Origin of the sequence: Planosporangium spinosum (genome assembly GCF_049999945.1) — a bacterium.
GTDB lineage: Bacteria > Actinomycetota > Actinomycetes > Mycobacteriales > Micromonosporaceae > Planosporangium > Planosporangium spinosum.
On sequence record NZ_JBLYUB010000015.1, the window covers coordinates 54,407 to 71,854 of the forward strand.

The window sequence follows — 17,448 nt, forward strand, 5'->3', positions numbered from 1 at the left end:
GAGTGCCCCTGCGCTGGTACCTAGAGGTCAGAGGCTCATCCTCCCCGGTACCAGGGAAAACGGGCCGCCAGAGTTCGAAGCGGACGGTCTCCGGCGCCACCGCCCGTCGGCCGATTGGCTCCGGTAGCCGCTCGGCCACGTCGCGGCCGCTCAGGTGATCTCGCGCCGGATGGAGTTCGCGATCTTCCGGATGTCGTTGACCCGGTCGGGCGGTCCCGACATCCGGAGGACGACCTCACGGTCGATCGGCCCGTCCGGCGCGCTGCGCCAGTACGCGACGAAGACCAGGCCGTACCGCGGCGCCCCGTCGAGCTGGCCGGTCTCCGCCCAGCTGGTGTAGCTGCCCGCGCGTACCCACTGCAGCCCCCACGCCTCCTCGGCCCGCCGGAGCTGGACCCGCCGGTTGGAGTCGCACGGCTGCGGGCAGTCCCGGACGAGCAGCTCCCCGCCGGTCCGGTTGTCCGCGCCGGACGTGTCGGACGTGTCGGTGCAGGTGTACCGCGCGAACCCGGTGGCCCGCGCGGCCTGGTCGCACCGCCAGGTGGCCGGTACCTGGAACGAGCGGTCGAGCCCGGGGAGCTTGGGCAGCGTCCGGGCGGTGTCCGCGCTGCCGAAGGTCGGCCAGGCCGCCGGCCAGGTGCCCTCCCTGGGCGGCTCCACGCCCGGCCGGGTCGGGCTCGGGGTCACGAACGGGGTGGGCGTCGTGCGGGTGGGCGGGGAACCGCTCGAGGTCGCAGCCACTCCGCGCGGCTCGATCGTGCTCGCGATGATTCCGCTCCCCACGCCCGGCAGGAGGATCAGGAGGGCGAGGACACCGACCCAGCCACCGGGCGGCCGGTACCCCGACCCCGACCCCGGCGCGGCCGGCCGTCCCGTGGCTGACCCCACCGTCGGCGCGGGGGAGGGGCTGTCGCCCCGCGCGTCCTCGGTGACCGGGTGGTACTCCTGACCGAGCGCGGTGAACACCTCGACGGCACCCTGGCCGACGTCGGGTGCGCAGGCCAGCCACGGCGCCGGCGCGGCGAGGTCCACGTTGACGACGCGGATCGCCCGCGCCGCCGCCAGCGACCTGCCCGTCGCGCCGAACGCCTGCCGCCACTGGTCGTCCCGGGCCACGGCGGCGTCGAGCACGGCGATCGTCGCCTCGCGGCCGGCGGCGTCGGCTCCCAACCAGACCTTGCCGGCCTGACACGAACCGAGGGGTCTCAGTACCCGGTACGGACCGATCGTTTGCACGGCAGCCTCTCCGTTGTCAGACGGTGGGTTCGACGTACGCGAGTTGCACCAGGGTCGGCCTGCGGTTCTTGCGGACGAGGTAGCCACGCCCCGGCGGTTGTACCGACAGGTAGCTCTGCGGCCAGAGCTGCCCCTCCTGCCGGTCCCCGGACATCAGCAGTCCGGCGCAGCCGACCTCGCGCATCCGCTGCGGTACGGGTTCGAACGCGGCCCGCCCGGCGCCGCCGCTGCGCCGGGCCACGACGAGGTGGAAACCGACGTCGCGGGACTGGGGGAGGAATTCCAGGAACGGCGCGAGGATGCCGGGCGACCCGCCGGGGAGCAGGTCGTAGTCGTCGACGAGCACGACCACTTCGGGCCCCTTCCACCAGGACCGGTCGCGCAGTTGCCGGACGCTCACGTCGTCCGGGGGCAGGCGTGTGCGCAGCTCGCCGGCGACGCCGTTGACCAGCCCGGCGGCCGTGTTGGCGGTGCCGGCGTACGCGCCGAGGTAGGGCTCGGGAACGACGTCGAGCAGGGTGCGACGGATGTCGACGACGGCGAAGACCACCTGGTCGTCGGTGTACCGGCTGACGAGGTCGTGTACGAGCAGTCGTAGCAGGGACGTCTTGCCGCTGGCCGCGTCGCCGAAGGCCAGCAGGTGCTGGTCGCCGCGGAAGAGGTCGAGCAGGACCGGCCGCAGTTCGGTTTCGTCGACGCCGAGGCGGATCCGGTCGTCGTCGGCGCCGACCTGTTTGGCCACCTCGTTGTAGGTGACCATGGTCGGCAGCATCCGGATGGCCGGGGCGCGGTCGCCGGTCCACGCGCCCGCGACCCGCTGGACCAGGCCGTCGAGGCCGGCCTGCAGGGTGGCGGGGTCGCCCTTACCGTCGATGCGGGGCAGGGCGACGTGCGCGAACAACGCGTCGGTGTTGATACAGCGGCCGGGGGTGTCGGCGCGCAGGCTCTCGGCGGCCTTCTTCTTTATCGTGGTGTCGAGCGGGTCGTTGAGGCGCAGTTCGATCCGGCTGCCGATGACGGCCTGGAGCTGCATCCGCAGGTCGGCCCAGCGGCCGGAGGTCAGGACGAGGTGTACGCCGTAGCCGAGACCGCGCGAGCCGATGTCCTGGACGATCTCGGCCAGGTCCTCGTAGTCGGCCTTCAGCACCGGGTAGTTGTCGATCACCAGGACGATGTCGGCGGTGGCGAGTTCGGGTAGCCGGCCCTCGCGGTGCCTGCGCCGCATCATCTCGGTGGAGTCGATGCCCTGTTCGGCGAAGAGCCGCTCGCGTTCGCCCATCAGGACGCTGACCTCGGCCACCGTACGGCGTACCCGGTCGGCGTCCAGCCGCCCGGCGACCCCGGCCACGTGCGGGAGGCCGGCCAGTGAGCCGAGCGTGCCGCCACCGAAGTCGACGCAGTAGAAGGCCAGGTCCTGCGGGGTATGGGTCAGCGCGGCCGAGGTGATGAGCGTCCGCAGCAGGGTCGACTTGCCGGTCTGCGGTGCGCCGAGGACGCACAGGTGCCCGCCGCTGCCGGACAGGTCCAGGACGAACGGCTCCTGCTTCTGCTCGGTCGGCCGGTCGAGCAGGCCCAGCGGGACGCGCAGGGTACCCCGCCGCTCGGGGTCGGCCACGGTCAGCCCATACGTCGGATCGGTGACCAGCGGACCGGTGACGGCGTCCAACGGCAGGGCGGCGGGCAGCGGCGGCAGCCAGATCTGGTGTGCCCGGCTGCCGTTCTCCCGCAGCCGCCGTACCACGACGTCCAGGGTGGACGCGACGACGGGACCTTCGTCGCCGTCGGCGGCCGGCCGCGGCTCACCCGCGGCCCGGTCCAGCCACTGCTGCACGTCGTTGTACAGGTAGAAGGGCGAGGCTCGGGGTGCGGCGTCGACGGCTTCCGCGCCCGCGGGCGGCTTGTACGGGCCGGACACGTACGCCGCCTTGAACCGCTCGAAGACGGTCGTGTCAACCTTCAGGTACCCCGAACCGGGCAGTGGCGGCAGCGTGTACGCGTCGGGCACGCCCAGCACGGTGCGGCTCTCCTGCTCGTTGAAGGTGCGCAGGCCGACCCGGTAGGACAGGAACGACTCCAGCCCGTGCAGCTTGCCCTCCTCCAGTCGCTGCGAGGCCAGTAGCTGGTGTACGCCGATGGAGCGGCCGATCCGGCCGATCGCGAGGAACAGTTCGATGAAGTCCGGCTTGGCGGTGAGCAGTTCGCTGAACTCGTCGATGACCACGAGCAGGTTCGGCAGGGGCGGCAGTGGCCGGCCCGCGTCCCGGCGCCGGTTGTACTCGGTGATGTTGGGCAGTTGGCCGGCGTCGAGGAGGATCTGCTGGCGGCGCTTCATCTCGCCCTGGACGGCGTCGTGCAGCCGGTCGACCAGTCCGGTGTCGTCGGACAGGTTTGAGATCATCGCGGACGTGTGCGGCAGGTCCTCCAGGCCGGCGAACGTGGCCCCGCCCTTGTAGTCGACGAGGACGAGGCTCACCCGCTCCGGCGGGTGTGTCATGGCGAGGGTGAGCACCAGCGTGCGCAGCACCTCCGACTTGCCGGAACCGGTCGCGCCGACGCACAGCCCGTGCGGGCCCATCCCGCCCTGGGCGGACTCCTTGAGGTCGAGGTGTACCGGTTTGCCCGCCGGCCCGATGCCGAACGGTACCTTCAGGAAGTCCGGCAGCGGTCGCGGCGCCCACAGCGCCTTCACGTCGTAGTCGGCCTCGTCGGTGATGCGGAGCATGCCGCGCAGGTCGATGGTGGTCTCCAGCGGTGCCTCGTTGGTCGCGTCGGGGACCAGTCGGATTGCCGACACCTGCCGGGCCAGGGCGGTGATCTCGGCCGGGCCGACCGTGTCGGCGTGACCGGAACCGGCCCCGAGCACCCGCCGGCGCCTGGCCAGCATCTCGTCGGCCCGGCTGTCGGGCAGGGGGCGCAGGTCCTCGACGGTGACCGTGCCGGCCTCGACGGTCACCCGTACGTCGACCCGGGAGGGCTCGTCCTGCCGCTCCGGCACCAGTACGACGGTGGTGATCCCCAGCTCCGCCGGGTTGACGTCGCTGTCGAGGTGACCGAGCGGGTCGACCGCGCCGGCGGACGTCTGGTCGACCACGATCACGAGGCGGTCGCCCCGGAACCGGTGCTCGCCCACCCCGAGCCGGCGCGCGTGCCTGACCTGCACCAGGCGCTCGTCGAGGTCGGACTTGAGCAGGGCCGCCAGGGTCGCCTGGTCGGAGGCGACCAGGCGTTTCGGCGCGGGTCCGTCGAACTCCGTCGGGTGCAGGCAGTGCGGCAGCCACTTGACCCAGTCGAACTCGGGTGCCGCGCTGCGACCCAGGCAGAACGCCAGCCGGACGTCGTCCGGCGCGTGCAGGGCCACCAGCTGCGCGAGCATCGCCCGGAGCGCGTTGCGGGTCTCGGCCGGCGCGCCGACCACCGACACCACGCCGTGCAGGGGGACCGCCATGGGCATGTGGTCGAGCAGCCGGTCCCGGTCGACGAGCGACTGGGCGGCGGCGAGCGTCACGGGGTCCAGCTCCACCAGGGGATTGCTGCCCTGCCCCGGCAGGTTGATCCGCCGCCGGAGCCGGTCCTGCCCGGTGCCCACCCGCAGGACCAGGAAATCCTCGTCGGACAGCCGGCGCTCCCACCGGCGGCGAGGTTCGCGGACCACGTCCGGCAGCGCGGCCGGCTCGGGGTGGCGGTGGTTGGCGGCCGCCCGCTGCGCGGAAGCGTCGCCGCGGACCTGGTCGCGCAGTTCGTCGACGTACTCGAGGTAGCGCCGGCGCTGCTCGGCGAAGCGCCGGGCGGCCCCGGTGCGCTGCATGACGAACATCCCGACGCCGCCGACGACGGTCGCGCCGACCATGGCCAACCCGGCGAGGATCATCAGCGGGTTGCGGTTGGCGATCATCATCATGAGCATCCCGCCGCCGCCCATGACGGGCATGAGCAGTTGCATGACGCCGGCGCCGCCGCCCCGGTCGGGCAGCGTCGGTGGCGACACCACGTCCAGTGGCGCGAAGTCCGGGTCGGGTGGGGGCACCCGGGCCGGACGGTGTACCACCCGCTGCGTCATGGCTCTCCCCTTGCCACTCGCACGGCTCGTCCGGGCGGTGAGATGCAAACCGCTCGATGGGAGTTCTAGGGTAGTACGCGCTCGGTACGGTAACGGTCACGAAAAGGGGGACCGACGACGATGGCGACCCGATTCACGCGGGTGACGGTGTCGGCCGACGAGCGCTCGATCGACCTGAGCCTGCCGGCCGACCGTCCGATCATGGAACTGCTGCCGCAGCTGCGCGACCTGATGTCGCTGCCGCCCCGCACGGACGGGGCCTGGGTGCTGTCGTCGGTCTCCGCCGGCGCGCTCGACCAGGGGCGCACCCTCAGCGAGGCTGGTGTCCTCGACGCCGACCTGCTGTACCTGACGCCGCCGCAGGAGGCGCCCGCGCCGCCGGCGGTGGACGACGTGATCGACGAGGTCCAGTCGATCCTGGACAGCGACGGCAGCGAGTGGACGGGCGACGCCCGCACGTACGGCTGTTGCGCGCTCGCCGCGGTCGTCGTGCTCGCGCTGACCGGCGCGGTGCCGTTCCTGGCCCTGCGCCCGGTGGGCGTCGTCGCGCTGCTGGCCGACCTCGCCGGTTCCGCCGTGATCGCCGGTTGGCTGCTGCGCGGCCGGGGCGGTGACTTCCTGGCGGTGGCGGCGCTGCCGGCGTGGGCCCTGGCCGGGGTGGAGGCGGCGCGCCTGGCCGAGGGCGGTGCGCCCGCCCTGGTGGCGGCAGGGCTGGCCGGTGCGGGGCTGGGCTGCGCCGCGCTCGCGCTGGTCGGCCCGCGATGGTACGGCCTCGCCGCCGGCGGCGCGGTGGCGCTGGTTGCCGGGTTGCTCGGCGTGGCGCTGGTCGCCGTCGGTCTGGACGGGCCGGCGGTGGCCGCCGTGGCCGCGGTATTGGTCAGCTTCGCCGCCGGGCTCGCCCCGCAGGCGGCGCTGGCCCGGTCCCGGCTGGTACCGATGCTCCGGGCCGAGGAGAAGGGTGAGCAGGCCGGCCGGCAGGAGGTGGCCGCGGCGGTCCGGCGCGGCCAGACCACCTTGACGGGTGCGGTCGGCGGCATCGCGGTCGTCGCCGCGGTCGCGTGCGCGGTCCTGGTGGCGCGGGGAAGTTGGTTCGGTACGGCTCTGGGCGTGGTCCTCGGGGTGGCGTTCGCGCTGCGGTCCCGGGCGTTCACCCGGGCCGGTCAGGTCTGGCCGATGCTGCTGCCGGCGGTCGTCGCGGCGGCGGTCGCCGTGATCACCGTCCCCGGCCGGCTGGGCGCCTCCACGGCCGCCGCCACCTGGGTGGCGTTCGCCGGCCCGCTCGTCCTCATCGTCGTGACGGTGGTCGCCGGCCGGCCGGTGCTGGGCGAGGTGGGCGCGGCGCGCTGGCGGCACATCTTCGACCTGGTCGAGACGGTGGCGCTGGTGGCGCTCGTGCCGCTGGCCGTCGCCGTGGTCGGCGGCTTCGACCGGGTCACCGGCTGAGCGCGCCGACCCCGGCCGGGTCCGTCGTGGACACCACCGACGCGCGCCCGGCCTTCTGCTGATGCAGCAGGCCGGTGACGCGGTGCGCCGCCCACAGCGCGACCAGCAGCACGACGCCCAGCAGCACTCCGACGACCAGTGCGGCGTACGGTCGCTTGAGGTCACGGGGGCCGTGCCGGGACCCGTGCAGCAGCGCCGCGAGGGCGGTCGCCTTCCGCAGGCCGTGCGCCTCGACGACCACCCGGTCCCTCCGGTCAGCCATCCGGGTCTTCCGGCGGGTCCGCCGTGGCGGCTTCGGCGAGCGCCTCGGGGTCGGTCGGCAGGATGCTGCGCGCCACGGCGACGATCAGCTCGCCCAGGGCCCGCTCCAGCTCCGGATGGGGCGTCGCGGCGCTGAGCACCGCGGTCCATGTCGTGCCCTCGATCGGCAGGAAGAGTTGGAGCACGGTCGAGCGCACCCGGGTGGTGCCGCCCGGTGGGACGGACGAGACCGTACTGCGGTGCAGTAGGCCTGTGCCGGTCGGCGTGTCGACCTCCTCGACCGTGCCGGTACGCGGCAGCACGTCCCGGACGAGGGCCAGGCCGGCCAGGTCGGGCGCGGAGTCGAACCATCCCAGGTGCAGTCCGGCGCTGCCCACGGTACCGGTCGACATCCGGCCCAGTTGCAGCATGCTCAGCGCCGCACCGCTGCGCTGGCAGTCGGCGACGAGCTGCTCGACGAAGTCCAGGACCGCGCGCCGCTCCGCGGCCTTGAGCTTCCGGCCGTGGAAGCGATCGTCCACCATCCGTTCGGCGCTGCGCTGCCAGGACGCCGGGTTGGTATCGAGCAGCGCCCAGTCCCGCGGGATCCCGATGAACCAGGGGAACGGAGGGTGCGCCACGTTGGGGTTGAGCTTCAGGTCGCTCGCCGGCAACGGGTCGAGCGTGGACGGCTCGGTCACGGTCAGCCGCCGTCCGGACGCAGCGCCGCCGCGGTCTGCGCGTCGAAGTCGGCGACCAGCTTGCCGATCGCCTCGGACAGGCCACCCCACGTGCCGATGTTGGTCATCAGCTCGAGCAGGCTGCTCTTCCACTCGTCGCGGAAGTCGGATATGGCGTTGCTGATCTCGGCGTGGTCGTCGGTGAGCCCGGCGACGTCAGCGGCGCCTCGGTGGTCGCCCTGCAGTTTGTCGCTGAGGGTCTGCAGGTTCTGCCCTAGGCTCACGAGCGTCTCGTACGGAAACTGTACGTAGGTCACGTCCACCTCCCCGCCCGGTGTGCCCACCAGGGTATCAACCGGAGTCACTCGATACGTGCGCCTGCGGCGGTGGATCACGTCGAGGGGAGTCGATGCGCTGATGGTCGTGAGCGGATCCACCCGGGACGCCGGCCCGTCGATCGGGCCATCCGCACCGGCCGGGGCCGACCGGTGGTCGCTGCGGGCGCTGGGACGGATGGCGGTACGGGCGCTGGATCCGCGCCTCACCGCCCGGCTGCGCGCCGAGCGCCAGCAGCGCGACCTGCTGTCGCGGCGGCTGCGGGCCGGCGGTTCGATCGTGGTGGCGGGTTCGCCGCCGGGTGGCCGGTACACGGTGGCCGCCCTGGTCACCCTCGCGCTGGCGCGGTTCCAGGGGCCGAACGTCCTGGCCGTCGACGTCGGTGACGAGGGCGGGCTGTACCGCCGGCTCGCCACGCGGCCCGGTGGTTCCGCCGAGTCGGTGCTGACCGGACTCGGTATCCGGGCCGCGGAGCCGGGCGGCCCGCCCCGGGGTGCGGTCGGACCGCGGTGGCTGCGGCGCCAGCTCGCGCTGGCCGACGGCTTCCTGCTGCTCGCCGCCGACCCGGCGACCGGGGAGCCGGCGATCCGGGGCGAGGAGTACGTCGCCGCGGTGCCGGCTCTCGGCCGTTACGTGTCCGCCGTGGTCACCGACGCGCCGCGGCTGGACGACGAGTCGATGGCATCGACGGTCATCGCGACGGCCGACCGGGTGGTCCTGGTCGGCGCCGACGACGACGCCGGTCGTGCCTGGGTGAGGTCCTGCCTGCCGTGGATCGGTTCGGTCCTGCGCCGACCCGTCGACCGGTCCGTGGTCGTGGCGCTGGTGCCGACGCCGACATCCGGACCGGACGACCGCCGGATCGGGGCCGGTGATTTCGACGTACCGGCGTTCCGGTTGCCCGACGATCCGGTGCTGCACCGGCCGCAGCCGCTGCGCTGGGACCTGCTGGCGCCGCGTACCCGCCGCGCGGTGTCGGCGCTGGCCGCCGCGGTCGTCAGCGGGCTGGAGATGAACTGACGGGTCTGAATACGTTGCCGGTTTCTGCTTCAATGGCATGAGGTGGCGAACGTCAATGGAATGACGGGCGACGTCGGCACCAGCGGACCTCCTGGCGCCGGCACCTAGGGAGGATCAGTGGGCACCAAGTTCTCGATCACCGACAACGCCGTCAACCAGCACGCGTCCAACCTCAACACCTCGGTGGACGCGCTCAACAGCCAGGCCAAGGCGTTCCTGGCCGCGATCGAGCCCCTGCCCGCGGTCTGGAAGGGATCGGCCTTCCAGAGCTGGGCGCAGCTCACCGCGAAGTGGAACGAGGCGATGGCCGACCTCAACAAGGCCCTGACCGACATCAAGTCGCGGGTGGGCACGTCCGGTCAGCTCTACGACACCTACCACGCCGAGCAGACCAGCCAACTGCAAGCAACGACCAATCAGGCCAACTGGGACGGAGCGAAGTTCCGCGGCTGACGGGGAGGACTGACAGCGATGAGCGGCGGCGGTGTATTCAGTTACGACGAGTCGACCGCGGGCTCGGCGCACGGCGACATCAGCGCGGTGGCGTCCGGCCTCCAGGCCAGCCTCGACGACCTCACCAACTTCGTCAACCGGGTCAAGGCGAGTTGGGAGGGTGACGAGATGGAGATCTACAACGGCATCCAGCAGCAGTGGAACAACGCCGCTGGCACCGTCAAGCAGATCCTCGACTCGGTCACCCAGGCGCTCGGCCAGACCACCTCCTCCGTACAGGAGATGCGCGGCCAGGTGCGCGGCGCCCTGCAGAAGTAGGCGCCCTACGGAACTCCTCGCAGGAAGAACGTCGACCCGCCGTCGTCCCGGGCGATCGGACACCTGACCCGCCCGGGCCCGACGGCGACACGGCCAACCGGCAGCGACGGGGGAGGCGGACGACATGGCGGATTTCCCGGCGCACCTGTTTCGCATGGAGGGCGATCCCTCGGCGATTCGCTCGTCGGCGGGCAGGTGGTCGAGCTTCGGCACGGCCGCCGCCGAGGCGGGGGGTGCGATCACCCGGCTGGACACCGGCGAGTTCGTGGGGCCGGAGGGCGACCAGTTCCGGGAAGGCCTCAACCGGGACATGCCACGCCACCTGCAGGTCACCGGCGAGGCGTTCGGCAAGGTCTCCGGGGCGTTGACCACGTTCGCGTCCACGCTGGAGTCCCTGCAGGACCAGATGCGCCCGCTCGCGCACCGCGCACCCGGGCTGTGGGCCGCCGTCCAGAGCGCGCAGGGCCGGGTCGACCGGGCCGAGCAGGCCGACAAGAAGCACGGCCAGGAGGTCGCCGACCGGCCCGCCGAGTCGACCGAGCCCGACCCGTACCACTCCGACACGTCCGCGGCGTCCACGGCCCTGTCGCAGGCGCAGCGGGACTGGCAGAACTGCGTGGACCAGGCCAACGGGCTGCGGACCCGGTTGACGACGGCGGTGCACACCTGCACCCGGGTGATCGTCGAGGCCAAGGGGATGCGGTTCAAGGAGAACCCGAAGTGGTACGACATCGGCGGCCAGTTCACCAACTTCGTGCGGGACAACAAGGAGCTGCTCAAGAAGCTCTCCGGCGCGTTGAAGATCGTGTCGCTGGTCGCCGGCCTGCTGTCGTTCATCCCGGTACTGGCGCCGATCATGGGCCCGATCGCGATCGGGTCGGCCCTGCTGGCGGGCGCGATCGACCTGTCGATCTACGCCGCCACCGGCGAGGGCGACCTCACGATGATCCTGATCGACATCGGTCTGACCCTGCTGCCCGGCATCGGCAAACTGGCCGGCGCGGGGCTGCGCGCCGGCGCGCCGCAGCTCATGTCGCGCGCGAGCTACCTGATCCGCAGCAGCGGGGCGTACCGGGGCGCGATGGCGTTCGGCGCCACCCGCGTCGGGCGGTTCGTCACCGCACCGGGCCGCCTGCTCAACCGGGCCAACGACGCCCTGGTCGGCCAGTTGAACAAGACCAGGGCGGGGCAGGCCCTGGTCAACCTGTCGGAGCGCGGCGCGAAAAAGGCCGAGCAGGCGTTCGTCAACAACCGGCTGCGCGAGGTCGACGACGCCACCCGGGAGCGGGTGCTCGCGTACCGGGACAGCCTCCCCACCAAGGAGGCCGGCAACCGCAGCGAGGCTCTCCAGTACCAGCGACGAAACGACGTGGCCGGCCCGACCGAGTACAACCTCCAGCACCCGGGTGACGAGATCGATCTGAGGAAGTACCAGACGCAGTGGGCCGACGGTGTCGACGCCGACCACGCCGCGATCGTCGACGCCAAGTACTCGAAGAGCGAGTACGGCTACTCCAACAACGACAGCCCGATGCGGTACAACAGCGGCGCCGAACGGTGGGAGAGCGTCCGGGACGGCAAGGTCAGCCAGATGCAGGACTACGCCGACCGGCTCGCCAGCCCCAACAACCCGCTGCAAACCATGATCGTGAAGACGAACGCGTCGTACTCGGTGGAGTACTGGGCTGACATCATGAACGAGGCGGGCATCCGCAACGGCGTCGTTGTCGTCGTCCCCTGACCCGGTGGGAAGGTGCCGTGGCGCTCTGGTCGAGGAAACGGAAACCGTCGAAGGAGTACGTCGAGCCGCCCGAGTACCGCGCCGGTGTCATGGTGCTCTTCGACGGTTCCACCTGGCGCGTGTCCCCGTCCAACGCGGCCGACGGCGCCGTGCCGACCGCCCTGCCCGAGGTCACCGACCTGACCGGGGAGCGGCTCGCGGACGAGTTCCGCGCCGGTTGGCTGCGCGCACTCGACGGGATGCGACCCGCGCTCCCCGCCGAGCGGTGGATCCGGGCCCTGGACGCCCCGGACGCCCCGGACGAGGACCCGGTCGCCGCGTGGGGGCGGTTCTTCACCGGTGGAGGTGCGGTCTTCCGGATCGCTCCGTCGCCGGCCGGCGGGATAGCCGCGACGCGCTACGCCTGGGGCTGGCCCGCGAGCGGCCGCGCCGACATGGTGCGGCGCAGCGACAGGACCGGCGACCACCTCGCGATCGAGGAGTCGCGCGCCTGGCGCACGGCGATCGAGGACGAGGCATCCTTTCGCCGGCAGGACGGATGGGCGCGCGCCGCCGCGTGGATGCGCGACCGGTCGGCGGTCGACTTCCGGGTCGCCGCATGGTGGATCGCGCGGGACGACGGCTCGCCCGGCGTACCGGTCATGACCGGTACCGACGCGGTCGAGGGCCTGCGGGTCTGGTGGTCGGGTGACGCGTCCCCGACCGGCTCCGCCATCGTCGACCGGTACGGGCTGGTCGCGCCGGCCGGGAACGGCTTCTGGGACGGCTGGCTGCGCTGGGATCCGGTCGGTTCACCGCGGCCGGACGGGCCGGCCGACGTGCTCGGCTTGCGCCGCGCCGGCCGGCGGATCGACGTAGTCTGGTGGCCGGGAGAGCCGGGCGGCGGTTTCGGACGCCCGCTGCGCGCGGTCGGTGATGACGGGGGCCCGCTCGACATCGACCGGGTCGAGAGGCTGCTCTCCGCGGTGGTCGTCCTCGAACGCCGGCCGCCGGACGTCCAGTGGGTGGAGGAGGGCGGGTCACCATGACCCTCATGCTCAACGGCACCGGCCGGTACGCCGACGCGGTGTGGCCCGGGCCCCGGTACAACGTGGCCGGTGACGGCATGCCGCCGGTCTGGGTGGCCGGCATCGACGAGCGCACGGCGAGCATCGTCCACGTCGAGTGGGTCGCCAACCCGGCCACCTCGCCGCTGGTGCAGGGCTCGTCGGCGCCGGGGCCGGTGCGGCAGGCGGCGGTCGTCGATCTGCTCGCGACGTTCGCGCGGTACCGCGAGGTGCTCGAGGACGAGAACAACCCGCTCCGGGCCGTGCGGATCATCACCAACTCGCCGGATGCGATCCCGGTCCTGTCCTGGGCCCACAACGAGGTGGGCTGTATCGGCGTCGTCGAAGTGAGGACCACGGATGGCTGAGTTCCTGGTCGTACCGCCCGAGCCGGCGGAGTGGTCGCTGGGCGTGGAGGCGTTCGCCGAGGCCGTCGTCGCCAGGTGGCCGGACGCGGGCGTACGCGGCTGGGGCGAGGGCGCCCACCTCGCCGCTTCGGCCTGGATCCGCGGCTCCGAGCCGTGGGACGACATCCTCGTCGAGTTGCATCCCAACGGCCGGACGATCGGGATCGACGTGCGGTCGTACGAGCGGGCCGCCGAGATAGCGTGCTGGTGGCGGCGCCTGGTACCGCCTGACATCGCCGTGCTGTGGCTGTTCGACCGCTCCTTCCCCGGGTATTCGGAGCTGTGGCCGGACACCACCCCGTCGGAGATCTTCGCCGGCTCGGGAGCCCAGGAACACTGATCGGGCGACGAGCGCCATGGCGGCTGGCTCAGGCGGTGACCGTACGGACCCCGGGCTCCGCCGACCGGCTCTGCTTGGCCACGTACATGGCCGCGTCGGCGCGGTGGATGATCTCCTCGGCGTTCGCCGCGCCGTCTCCGGTGACCGCGCCGATGCTCGCACCCACGACGACCGGCTCGCCGTCGAGCGTGACCGGCTGACCGAGCGCCTGCTCGATCCGCCGGCACACCTGCGCGGCCGCCTCGCGGTGGGCGTCGAGGCAGAGCAGCACGAACTCGTCCCCGCCGAAGCGGCTGACCACGTCACCCGGGCGTACGCAGCGGCGCAACCGGCTGGCGACCTCGACCAGCAGGTGGTCGCCTGCGGCGTGACCCAGGCGGTCGTTGACGCCCTTGAAACCGTCCAGGTCGCAGAAGATCACCGCGAGCGCTCGGCCCTCGCGCAGCGCCGTGGCCAGCCGGCTGGCGAACTCCCGACGGTTGGGCAGGCCGGTGAGATCATCGCGGCCGGCCTGGTAGCGCAGGGTCCACTCGGCCCAGGAACGCTCGGCCGACACCCGCCAGATCCGCATCATGACCAGCGGCGTGACCAGGCCGGCGACCGCCGCCAGGAACGGGCCTTCCACGTCGCGGCCGAGGGCCTGGCTGACGGCGCCCGTGATCGGCATGGCGGCCACCGCCAGCCCCAGGAACGTGAGCCGGGCGTAGCTGAGATGGTCCCGGGGCGCCGGCTCGGGCCGGAACAGGTCCGCCGCCGAGCGCTCCAGGCCGAACAATCCCAGCGCGGCGTACCCGCACATGTACAGCATGTTGGTCCATCCCGGCCGGATGCCCGTCACCGGGTCGATCAGCATCGAGACGGCGATGATGCCGCTCAGCGAGGAGGCCTGTGCGATCACCAGCAACCACAGCGCCGGCACGAACCGCTTCGCGGTCAGCAGCAGGCGGGTCAGCGCGCCGAGGATGCCCATCAGCATGAACACCGCGACGCACGTCGAGACCTGGGTGACCGCGTCCCGGCCGACGGCCCGCATGTGCGGCGACAGCAGGTATCCCCACAGCACCCCACCGACCGCGATCGACACGATGGTGGCGTCGATCATCCCGCCGCTGTCGTTGCGGCCGCGCCGCGAGACGACGTTGATCGCCGCGGAGAACATCAGGACCTGGCCGACGGCGGCGAACGCATTGGTGATCATGCTGTCGCCGGTGCTGCGGTGCTCACCGAAGACGAACCAGTACCAGATCACGTTGTCGGCGTTCAGGTTGGCCAGGGCGAAGAACAGCAGCCACCACGGCACCCGGTCGCTGCCGGCCGTGCGGCCCAGCCCGACCAGGACGCCCGCCAGCGACGACAGCGACACCACCAGGAAGGCGATCATCTGCTGGACGTCGGACAGTAGCGGGTACGCCAGGATCAGCGCCGCGCAGGACAGCAGGTAGGCCCCGGCCGTGCCGGGCTGGTCGGGGGTGGAGTGCCCCCCGCCGTACGGGCCGCGATCCGCGTCCACCGCGCTCACCCGCACACCGTACATCGCGATGGGTCGATCGAGAGAGCGTCGGTTTGGTTACCGGGAGCGGGGGCAGTCAGACCGTGTGTACTGGGATTTCGCCTTTGTCTGGACGGGGGAGGAGTACGGCGGCGACGTCGACCGGGTCCCGGCGGCCGAGCCGGGCTTCCACTTCCGGCCGCCCACCCGCACCCGCTGACCGCGGCGGTCACGTCCACCTCGCGCGAACCCGGCCGGGCTCACCCGGATCGGGCGAGGGCGACACCGTGCGCGGCGGCATAGCGTTCCAGGATGGCCGACGAGTTACAGGAACTCTTCGTACGTCAGGTGGACGTCGGCATCGCGGACATGGCGGTGACGACCGACGACGGTGTGGTCACCACGCAGGTGGTCGTGGAACGGGCCACGGCGGCCGAGCGCGAGACCGGTAACGAGCGGCAGCTTCTGCTGGTCTACGGCGCGGCCGAGGTGCCCGCGCTGGCGGACGCCCTGAAGGCGGCGGCCCGGCAGGCCATGGCCCACCAGACCTGAGCCACCCGGAACCGGAGCGGGCCGGACCTGACCCGTCGGTCCGGCGCGCGTCGAGTGAGGTGGTGGCGTTCCCCCGCTCCTCCGGGCGGAGGAACCGCTCGTCCGGGCGCACGTCACTCTCCCGTGGGTATCCGGGCCGGTGGATACCGCACGGACGGCCATCCGGCCCCGCGCGCATGCATGGGCAGGTCGTAGCGCGGGTAACTGCCGGGGTGGAGGTGATGACGATGGTGGGGCACCGCGGTCGCGCGACCAGGCCGGCCATGGCGCTCTGGCTGTTCGTACTGCTGGCCGACACCGCTGCGGCGGGAAGCGTGACGATAATGGTGTACGTGCTTGCCGGAATCGTCGCCGCCGCTATCGTGCTCGCCGAGATCATGGCCATGTCAGCCAGGCGCAACCAGATGAAACCGCAGCCGGTACGGGTCCGCGCCCGCGACCCGCGCGGCCACGATCCGCGGGGACGCTACCCCGGTCGCCGCTAGCGGCGGCGGAGCCGGCGCCGTCGGCGACGTCCGTCAGCGGCGCCGGCCTACGGCGCCCACTCCGCCCGGTAGCCGGGCCGGTCACGGTACCCGCTGGCGAGCAGCCGCACGACCTCGCTGCCGCCGTACCGTTCAATGATCTTCCGCTTGGCCTCGACGTCCCGGCACACGTGGACCGGGTCGTGCCGGGCGATGTGACCGGCGTCGGCCATGCTCTGCGGGTCGTCGGCCGGTCCGGTCGCCGCGATGCCGTGGAAGTCCGGCGCGACCCCGGCGCCGACGAACTCCAGCGGACCGCTGCCGGGCATCCGGAACTCGTGGGACGGGTCGTACCCCCACGGTCCCGGGCTGGCGGCGCGCGCCGCCCGCTCGTCGTCGTCGAGCTGTGCGGACAGCCACGCGATCAGGTCGTCGTCCATCCCGGCCATCGTGCCCGGTGCACGCCCGTTATGACCACCGATCACCCGACCCGTACTTTTACCCCATGGTGCTACCTGCCGCGGCGGCGACGACCTCATCGATCCGTGACCGGCTGGCGCGGGTACGTGACAACCTGATCCTGATCGTCCAGGCCGGCGTCGCGGCGGGCACCGCCTGGTTCGTGGCGCACGACCTGGTCGGCCACCCCTATCCGTTCTTCGCGCCGGTCGCGGCGGTGATCCCGCTGGGCGCGGCGCTCGGCAACCGCATCCGCCGGGTCGTGGAGCTGGTCCTCGGCGTCGCGGTCGGCGTGCTCGTCGGCGACGTGCTGATCTACCTGATCGGTACCGGGCCGTTGCAGCTCGGCGCCGTCGTGGCGCTGGCGGTGGCGCTGGCCCTCTTCGTGCGGGGCAGCGCGGTCCTGGTCATCCAGTCGGCGTCGTCGGCGGTACTGGTGGCCACGGTGCAGCCGCCGACGACCGGCCTGGCCTACCCCCGGTTCGTCGACGCGCTGGTCGGCGGCGCGGTCGGGCTGCTGGTCACCGCGCTGCTGCTGCCACCCAATCCGGTGACCGTGCTGCACCGCGCGGCCGATCCGCTGCTGGGGGCCATCGCGGACGGTTTCGATGCGGTGGCGGCGGCGCTGGACGCCCGGGACCTGTCCGCCGCCGAGGAGGCGCTGGAGCGGCTGCGAGGCACCAACATCGAGCTGACCGCGTACGCGGACGCGGTGACGGCGAGCCGGGAGGCGGTGCGGCTGTCCCCGCTGTGGCGGCGGTACCGGGGCCGGCTGGCCCGGTACGGCGAGAGCGCCGCCGACCTCGACCGGGTCACCCGTAACGCGCGGGTACTGGCCCGCCGGGCGGTGACGTTGCTGCGCGACGACGAACCGGTACCCACCGAACTGCTGTCCGCCATCGAGGCGCTCGGTACCGCGACCCGCAAGCTGGGGTGGGCGCTGGAGCGCGGCGAGGAGCCGGTCGGGACCCGGGAACTGGTGCGCTGCGCGGTCCGCCACGCGTCCCAGGCGCACCAGGCGCTGGGCTTCTCCGGCCAGATGACCGTCGGGCAGATCCGGTTCGTCGCGACCGACCTGCTGCGCGCCAGCGGCCTGGAGCGCGTCGAGGCGGAGAAGACGGTCCGGGCATGCTCCGCGTCGTCCCGCCGGGGCTGACCCGACCGGTC

18 protein-coding genes are annotated in these 17,448 nt (G+C 72.6%); 11 read left to right on the forward strand and 7 right to left on the reverse strand.

All coding sequences use genetic code 11. The features are described from left to right. Positions 1-150 precede the first annotated feature (150 nt). Positions 151-1,236 carry a hypothetical protein gene (locus tag ACNTMW_RS20170; RefSeq protein WP_426635240.1) on the reverse strand — a complete coding sequence of 362 codons (1,086 nt, stop codon included), beginning with the start codon at positions 1,234-1,236 and terminating at the stop codon, positions 151-153. Between the two features lie 16 nt (positions 1,237-1,252). Continuing rightward, positions 1,253-5,293, reverse strand: a complete 4,041-nt coding sequence (gene eccCa / locus ACNTMW_RS20175) for a type VII secretion protein EccCa (protein ID WP_426635241.1) — start codon at positions 5,291-5,293, stop codon at positions 1,253-1,255. A gap of 120 nt (positions 5,294-5,413) precedes the next feature. Between eccCa and eccD the strand changes: the two genes are divergently transcribed. Next, positions 5,414-6,736 (forward strand): type VII secretion integral membrane protein EccD, encoded by a 1,323-nt coding sequence (gene eccD / locus ACNTMW_RS20180; protein WP_426635242.1) that lies wholly within the window; start codon positions 5,414-5,416, stop codon positions 6,734-6,736. On the opposite strand, the gene ACNTMW_RS20185 is transcribed toward eccD, so the two are convergent. Genes ACNTMW_RS20185 through ACNTMW_RS20195 form a run of 3 tightly spaced genes read right to left on the reverse strand, consistent with a single transcriptional unit; the run spans position 6,726 to position 7,973 of the window. Then, positions 6,726-6,998: a hypothetical protein gene (locus tag ACNTMW_RS20185; RefSeq protein WP_426635243.1), complete on the reverse strand. Its 273-nt coding sequence runs from the start codon at positions 6,996-6,998 to the stop codon at positions 6,726-6,728. The genes eccD and ACNTMW_RS20185 overlap by 11 nt on opposite strands. Beyond that, complete coding sequence (locus tag ACNTMW_RS20190; RefSeq protein ID WP_426635244.1) at positions 6,991-7,677, reverse strand: hypothetical protein; 687 nt, start codon at positions 7,675-7,677, stop codon at positions 6,991-6,993. The genes ACNTMW_RS20185 and ACNTMW_RS20190 overlap by 8 nt, the downstream gene beginning before the upstream one ends. Before the next feature lie 2 nt (positions 7,678-7,679). Beyond that, entirely contained in the window at positions 7,680-7,973 is a 294-nt protein-coding gene (locus tag ACNTMW_RS20195; RefSeq protein WP_426635245.1) for a hypothetical protein, read from the reverse strand. Between the two features lie 106 nt (positions 7,974-8,079). Between ACNTMW_RS20195 and ACNTMW_RS20200 the strand changes: the two genes are divergently transcribed. From ACNTMW_RS20200 to ACNTMW_RS20230, 7 genes are all read left to right on the forward strand, one after another. After that, positions 8,080-9,012, forward strand: coding sequence for a hypothetical protein (locus ACNTMW_RS20200; RefSeq protein WP_426635246.1), 933 nt, complete (start codon positions 8,080-8,082; stop codon positions 9,010-9,012). A gap of 117 nt (positions 9,013-9,129) precedes the next feature. After that, on the forward strand, positions 9,130-9,465 hold the full coding sequence (locus ACNTMW_RS20205; RefSeq protein WP_426635247.1) for a WXG100 family type VII secretion target: 336 nt from the start codon (positions 9,130-9,132) through the stop codon (positions 9,463-9,465). Positions 9,466-9,483: 18 nt separating this feature from the next. After that, positions 9,484-9,783: a WXG100 family type VII secretion target gene (locus tag ACNTMW_RS20210; RefSeq protein WP_426635248.1), complete on the forward strand. Its 300-nt coding sequence runs from the start codon at positions 9,484-9,486 to the stop codon at positions 9,781-9,783. A 124-nt stretch (positions 9,784-9,907) separates the two neighbouring features. Next, positions 9,908-11,524 (forward strand): putative T7SS-secreted protein, encoded by a 1,617-nt coding sequence (locus tag ACNTMW_RS20215; protein ID WP_426635249.1) that lies wholly within the window; start codon positions 9,908-9,910, stop codon positions 11,522-11,524. A 17-nt stretch (positions 11,525-11,541) separates the two neighbouring features. Beyond that, the gene (locus ACNTMW_RS20220; protein ID WP_426635250.1) at positions 11,542-12,552 is read left to right on the forward strand and encodes a hypothetical protein; all 1,011 of its coding nucleotides are present in this window, start codon (positions 11,542-11,544) and stop codon (positions 12,550-12,552) included. Further along, the gene (locus ACNTMW_RS20225) at positions 12,549-12,938 is read left to right on the forward strand and encodes a hypothetical protein (protein ID WP_426635251.1); all 390 of its coding nucleotides are present in this window, start codon (positions 12,549-12,551) and stop codon (positions 12,936-12,938) included. The genes ACNTMW_RS20220 and ACNTMW_RS20225 overlap by 4 nt, the downstream gene beginning before the upstream one ends. Further along, complete coding sequence (locus ACNTMW_RS20230) at positions 12,931-13,317, forward strand: hypothetical protein (RefSeq protein ID WP_426635252.1); 387 nt, start codon at positions 12,931-12,933, stop codon at positions 13,315-13,317. Before ACNTMW_RS20225 ends, ACNTMW_RS20230 begins: the two co-directional genes overlap by 8 nt. Before the next feature lie 28 nt (positions 13,318-13,345). Here ACNTMW_RS20230 and ACNTMW_RS20235 read toward each other — a convergent pair whose 3' ends face one another. After that, entirely contained in the window at positions 13,346-14,836 is a 1,491-nt protein-coding gene (locus tag ACNTMW_RS20235; protein ID WP_426635253.1) for a diguanylate cyclase domain-containing protein, read from the reverse strand. Positions 14,837-15,118: 282 nt separating this feature from the next. Between ACNTMW_RS20235 and ACNTMW_RS20240 the strand changes: the two genes are divergently transcribed. Both ACNTMW_RS20240 and ACNTMW_RS20245 read left to right on the forward strand, forming a co-directional pair. After that, positions 15,119-15,358 (forward strand): hypothetical protein, encoded by a 240-nt coding sequence (locus tag ACNTMW_RS20240; RefSeq protein WP_426635254.1) that lies wholly within the window; start codon positions 15,119-15,121, stop codon positions 15,356-15,358. A gap of 227 nt (positions 15,359-15,585) precedes the next feature. Continuing rightward, positions 15,586-15,843, forward strand: coding sequence for a hypothetical protein (locus ACNTMW_RS20245; RefSeq protein WP_426635255.1), 258 nt, complete (start codon positions 15,586-15,588; stop codon positions 15,841-15,843). 47 nt (positions 15,844-15,890) lie between these two features. Here the strand turns inward: ACNTMW_RS20245 and ACNTMW_RS20250 are convergent, their stop codons facing one another. Beyond that, positions 15,891-16,262, reverse strand: coding sequence for a DUF6221 family protein (locus ACNTMW_RS20250; protein WP_426635256.1), 372 nt, complete (start codon positions 16,260-16,262; stop codon positions 15,891-15,893). A 65-nt stretch (positions 16,263-16,327) separates the two neighbouring features. On the opposite strand from ACNTMW_RS20250, the gene ACNTMW_RS20255 reads away from it, so the two are divergent. After that, positions 16,328-17,437: an FUSC family protein gene (locus ACNTMW_RS20255; protein ID WP_426635257.1), complete on the forward strand. Its 1,110-nt coding sequence runs from the start codon at positions 16,328-16,330 to the stop codon at positions 17,435-17,437. Positions 17,438-17,448: the final 11 nt, after the last annotated feature.

Bases quoted from the DNA above. Each gene is read 5' to 3' on its own strand.
- eccCa (WP_426635241.1), bottom strand. From the start codon at position 5,293: ATGACGCAGCGGGTGGTACACCGTCCGGCCCGGGTGCCCCCACCCGAC.
- eccD (WP_426635242.1), top strand. From the start codon at position 5,414: ATGGCGACCCGATTCACGCGGGTGACGGTGTCGGCCGACGAGCGCTCG.
- ACNTMW_RS20185 (WP_426635243.1), bottom strand. From the start codon at position 6,998: ATGGCTGACCGGAGGGACCGGGTGGTCGTCGAGGCGCACGGCCTGCGG.
- ACNTMW_RS20210 (WP_426635248.1), top strand. From the start codon at position 9,484: ATGAGCGGCGGCGGTGTATTCAGTTACGACGAGTCGACCGCGGGCTCG.
- ACNTMW_RS20215 (WP_426635249.1), top strand. From the start codon at position 9,908: ATGGCGGATTTCCCGGCGCACCTGTTTCGCATGGAGGGCGATCCCTCG.
- ACNTMW_RS20225 (WP_426635251.1), top strand. From the start codon at position 12,549: ATGACCCTCATGCTCAACGGCACCGGCCGGTACGCCGACGCGGTGTGG.
- ACNTMW_RS20230 (WP_426635252.1), top strand. From the start codon at position 12,931: ATGGCTGAGTTCCTGGTCGTACCGCCCGAGCCGGCGGAGTGGTCGCTG.
- ACNTMW_RS20240 (WP_426635254.1), top strand. From the start codon at position 15,119: ATGGCCGACGAGTTACAGGAACTCTTCGTACGTCAGGTGGACGTCGGC.
- ACNTMW_RS20245 (WP_426635255.1), top strand. From the start codon at position 15,586: ATGGTGGGGCACCGCGGTCGCGCGACCAGGCCGGCCATGGCGCTCTGG.
- ACNTMW_RS20250 (WP_426635256.1), bottom strand. From the start codon at position 16,262: ATGGACGACGACCTGATCGCGTGGCTGTCCGCACAGCTCGACGACGAC.
- ACNTMW_RS20255 (WP_426635257.1), top strand. From the start codon at position 16,328: ATGGTGCTACCTGCCGCGGCGGCGACGACCTCATCGATCCGTGACCGG.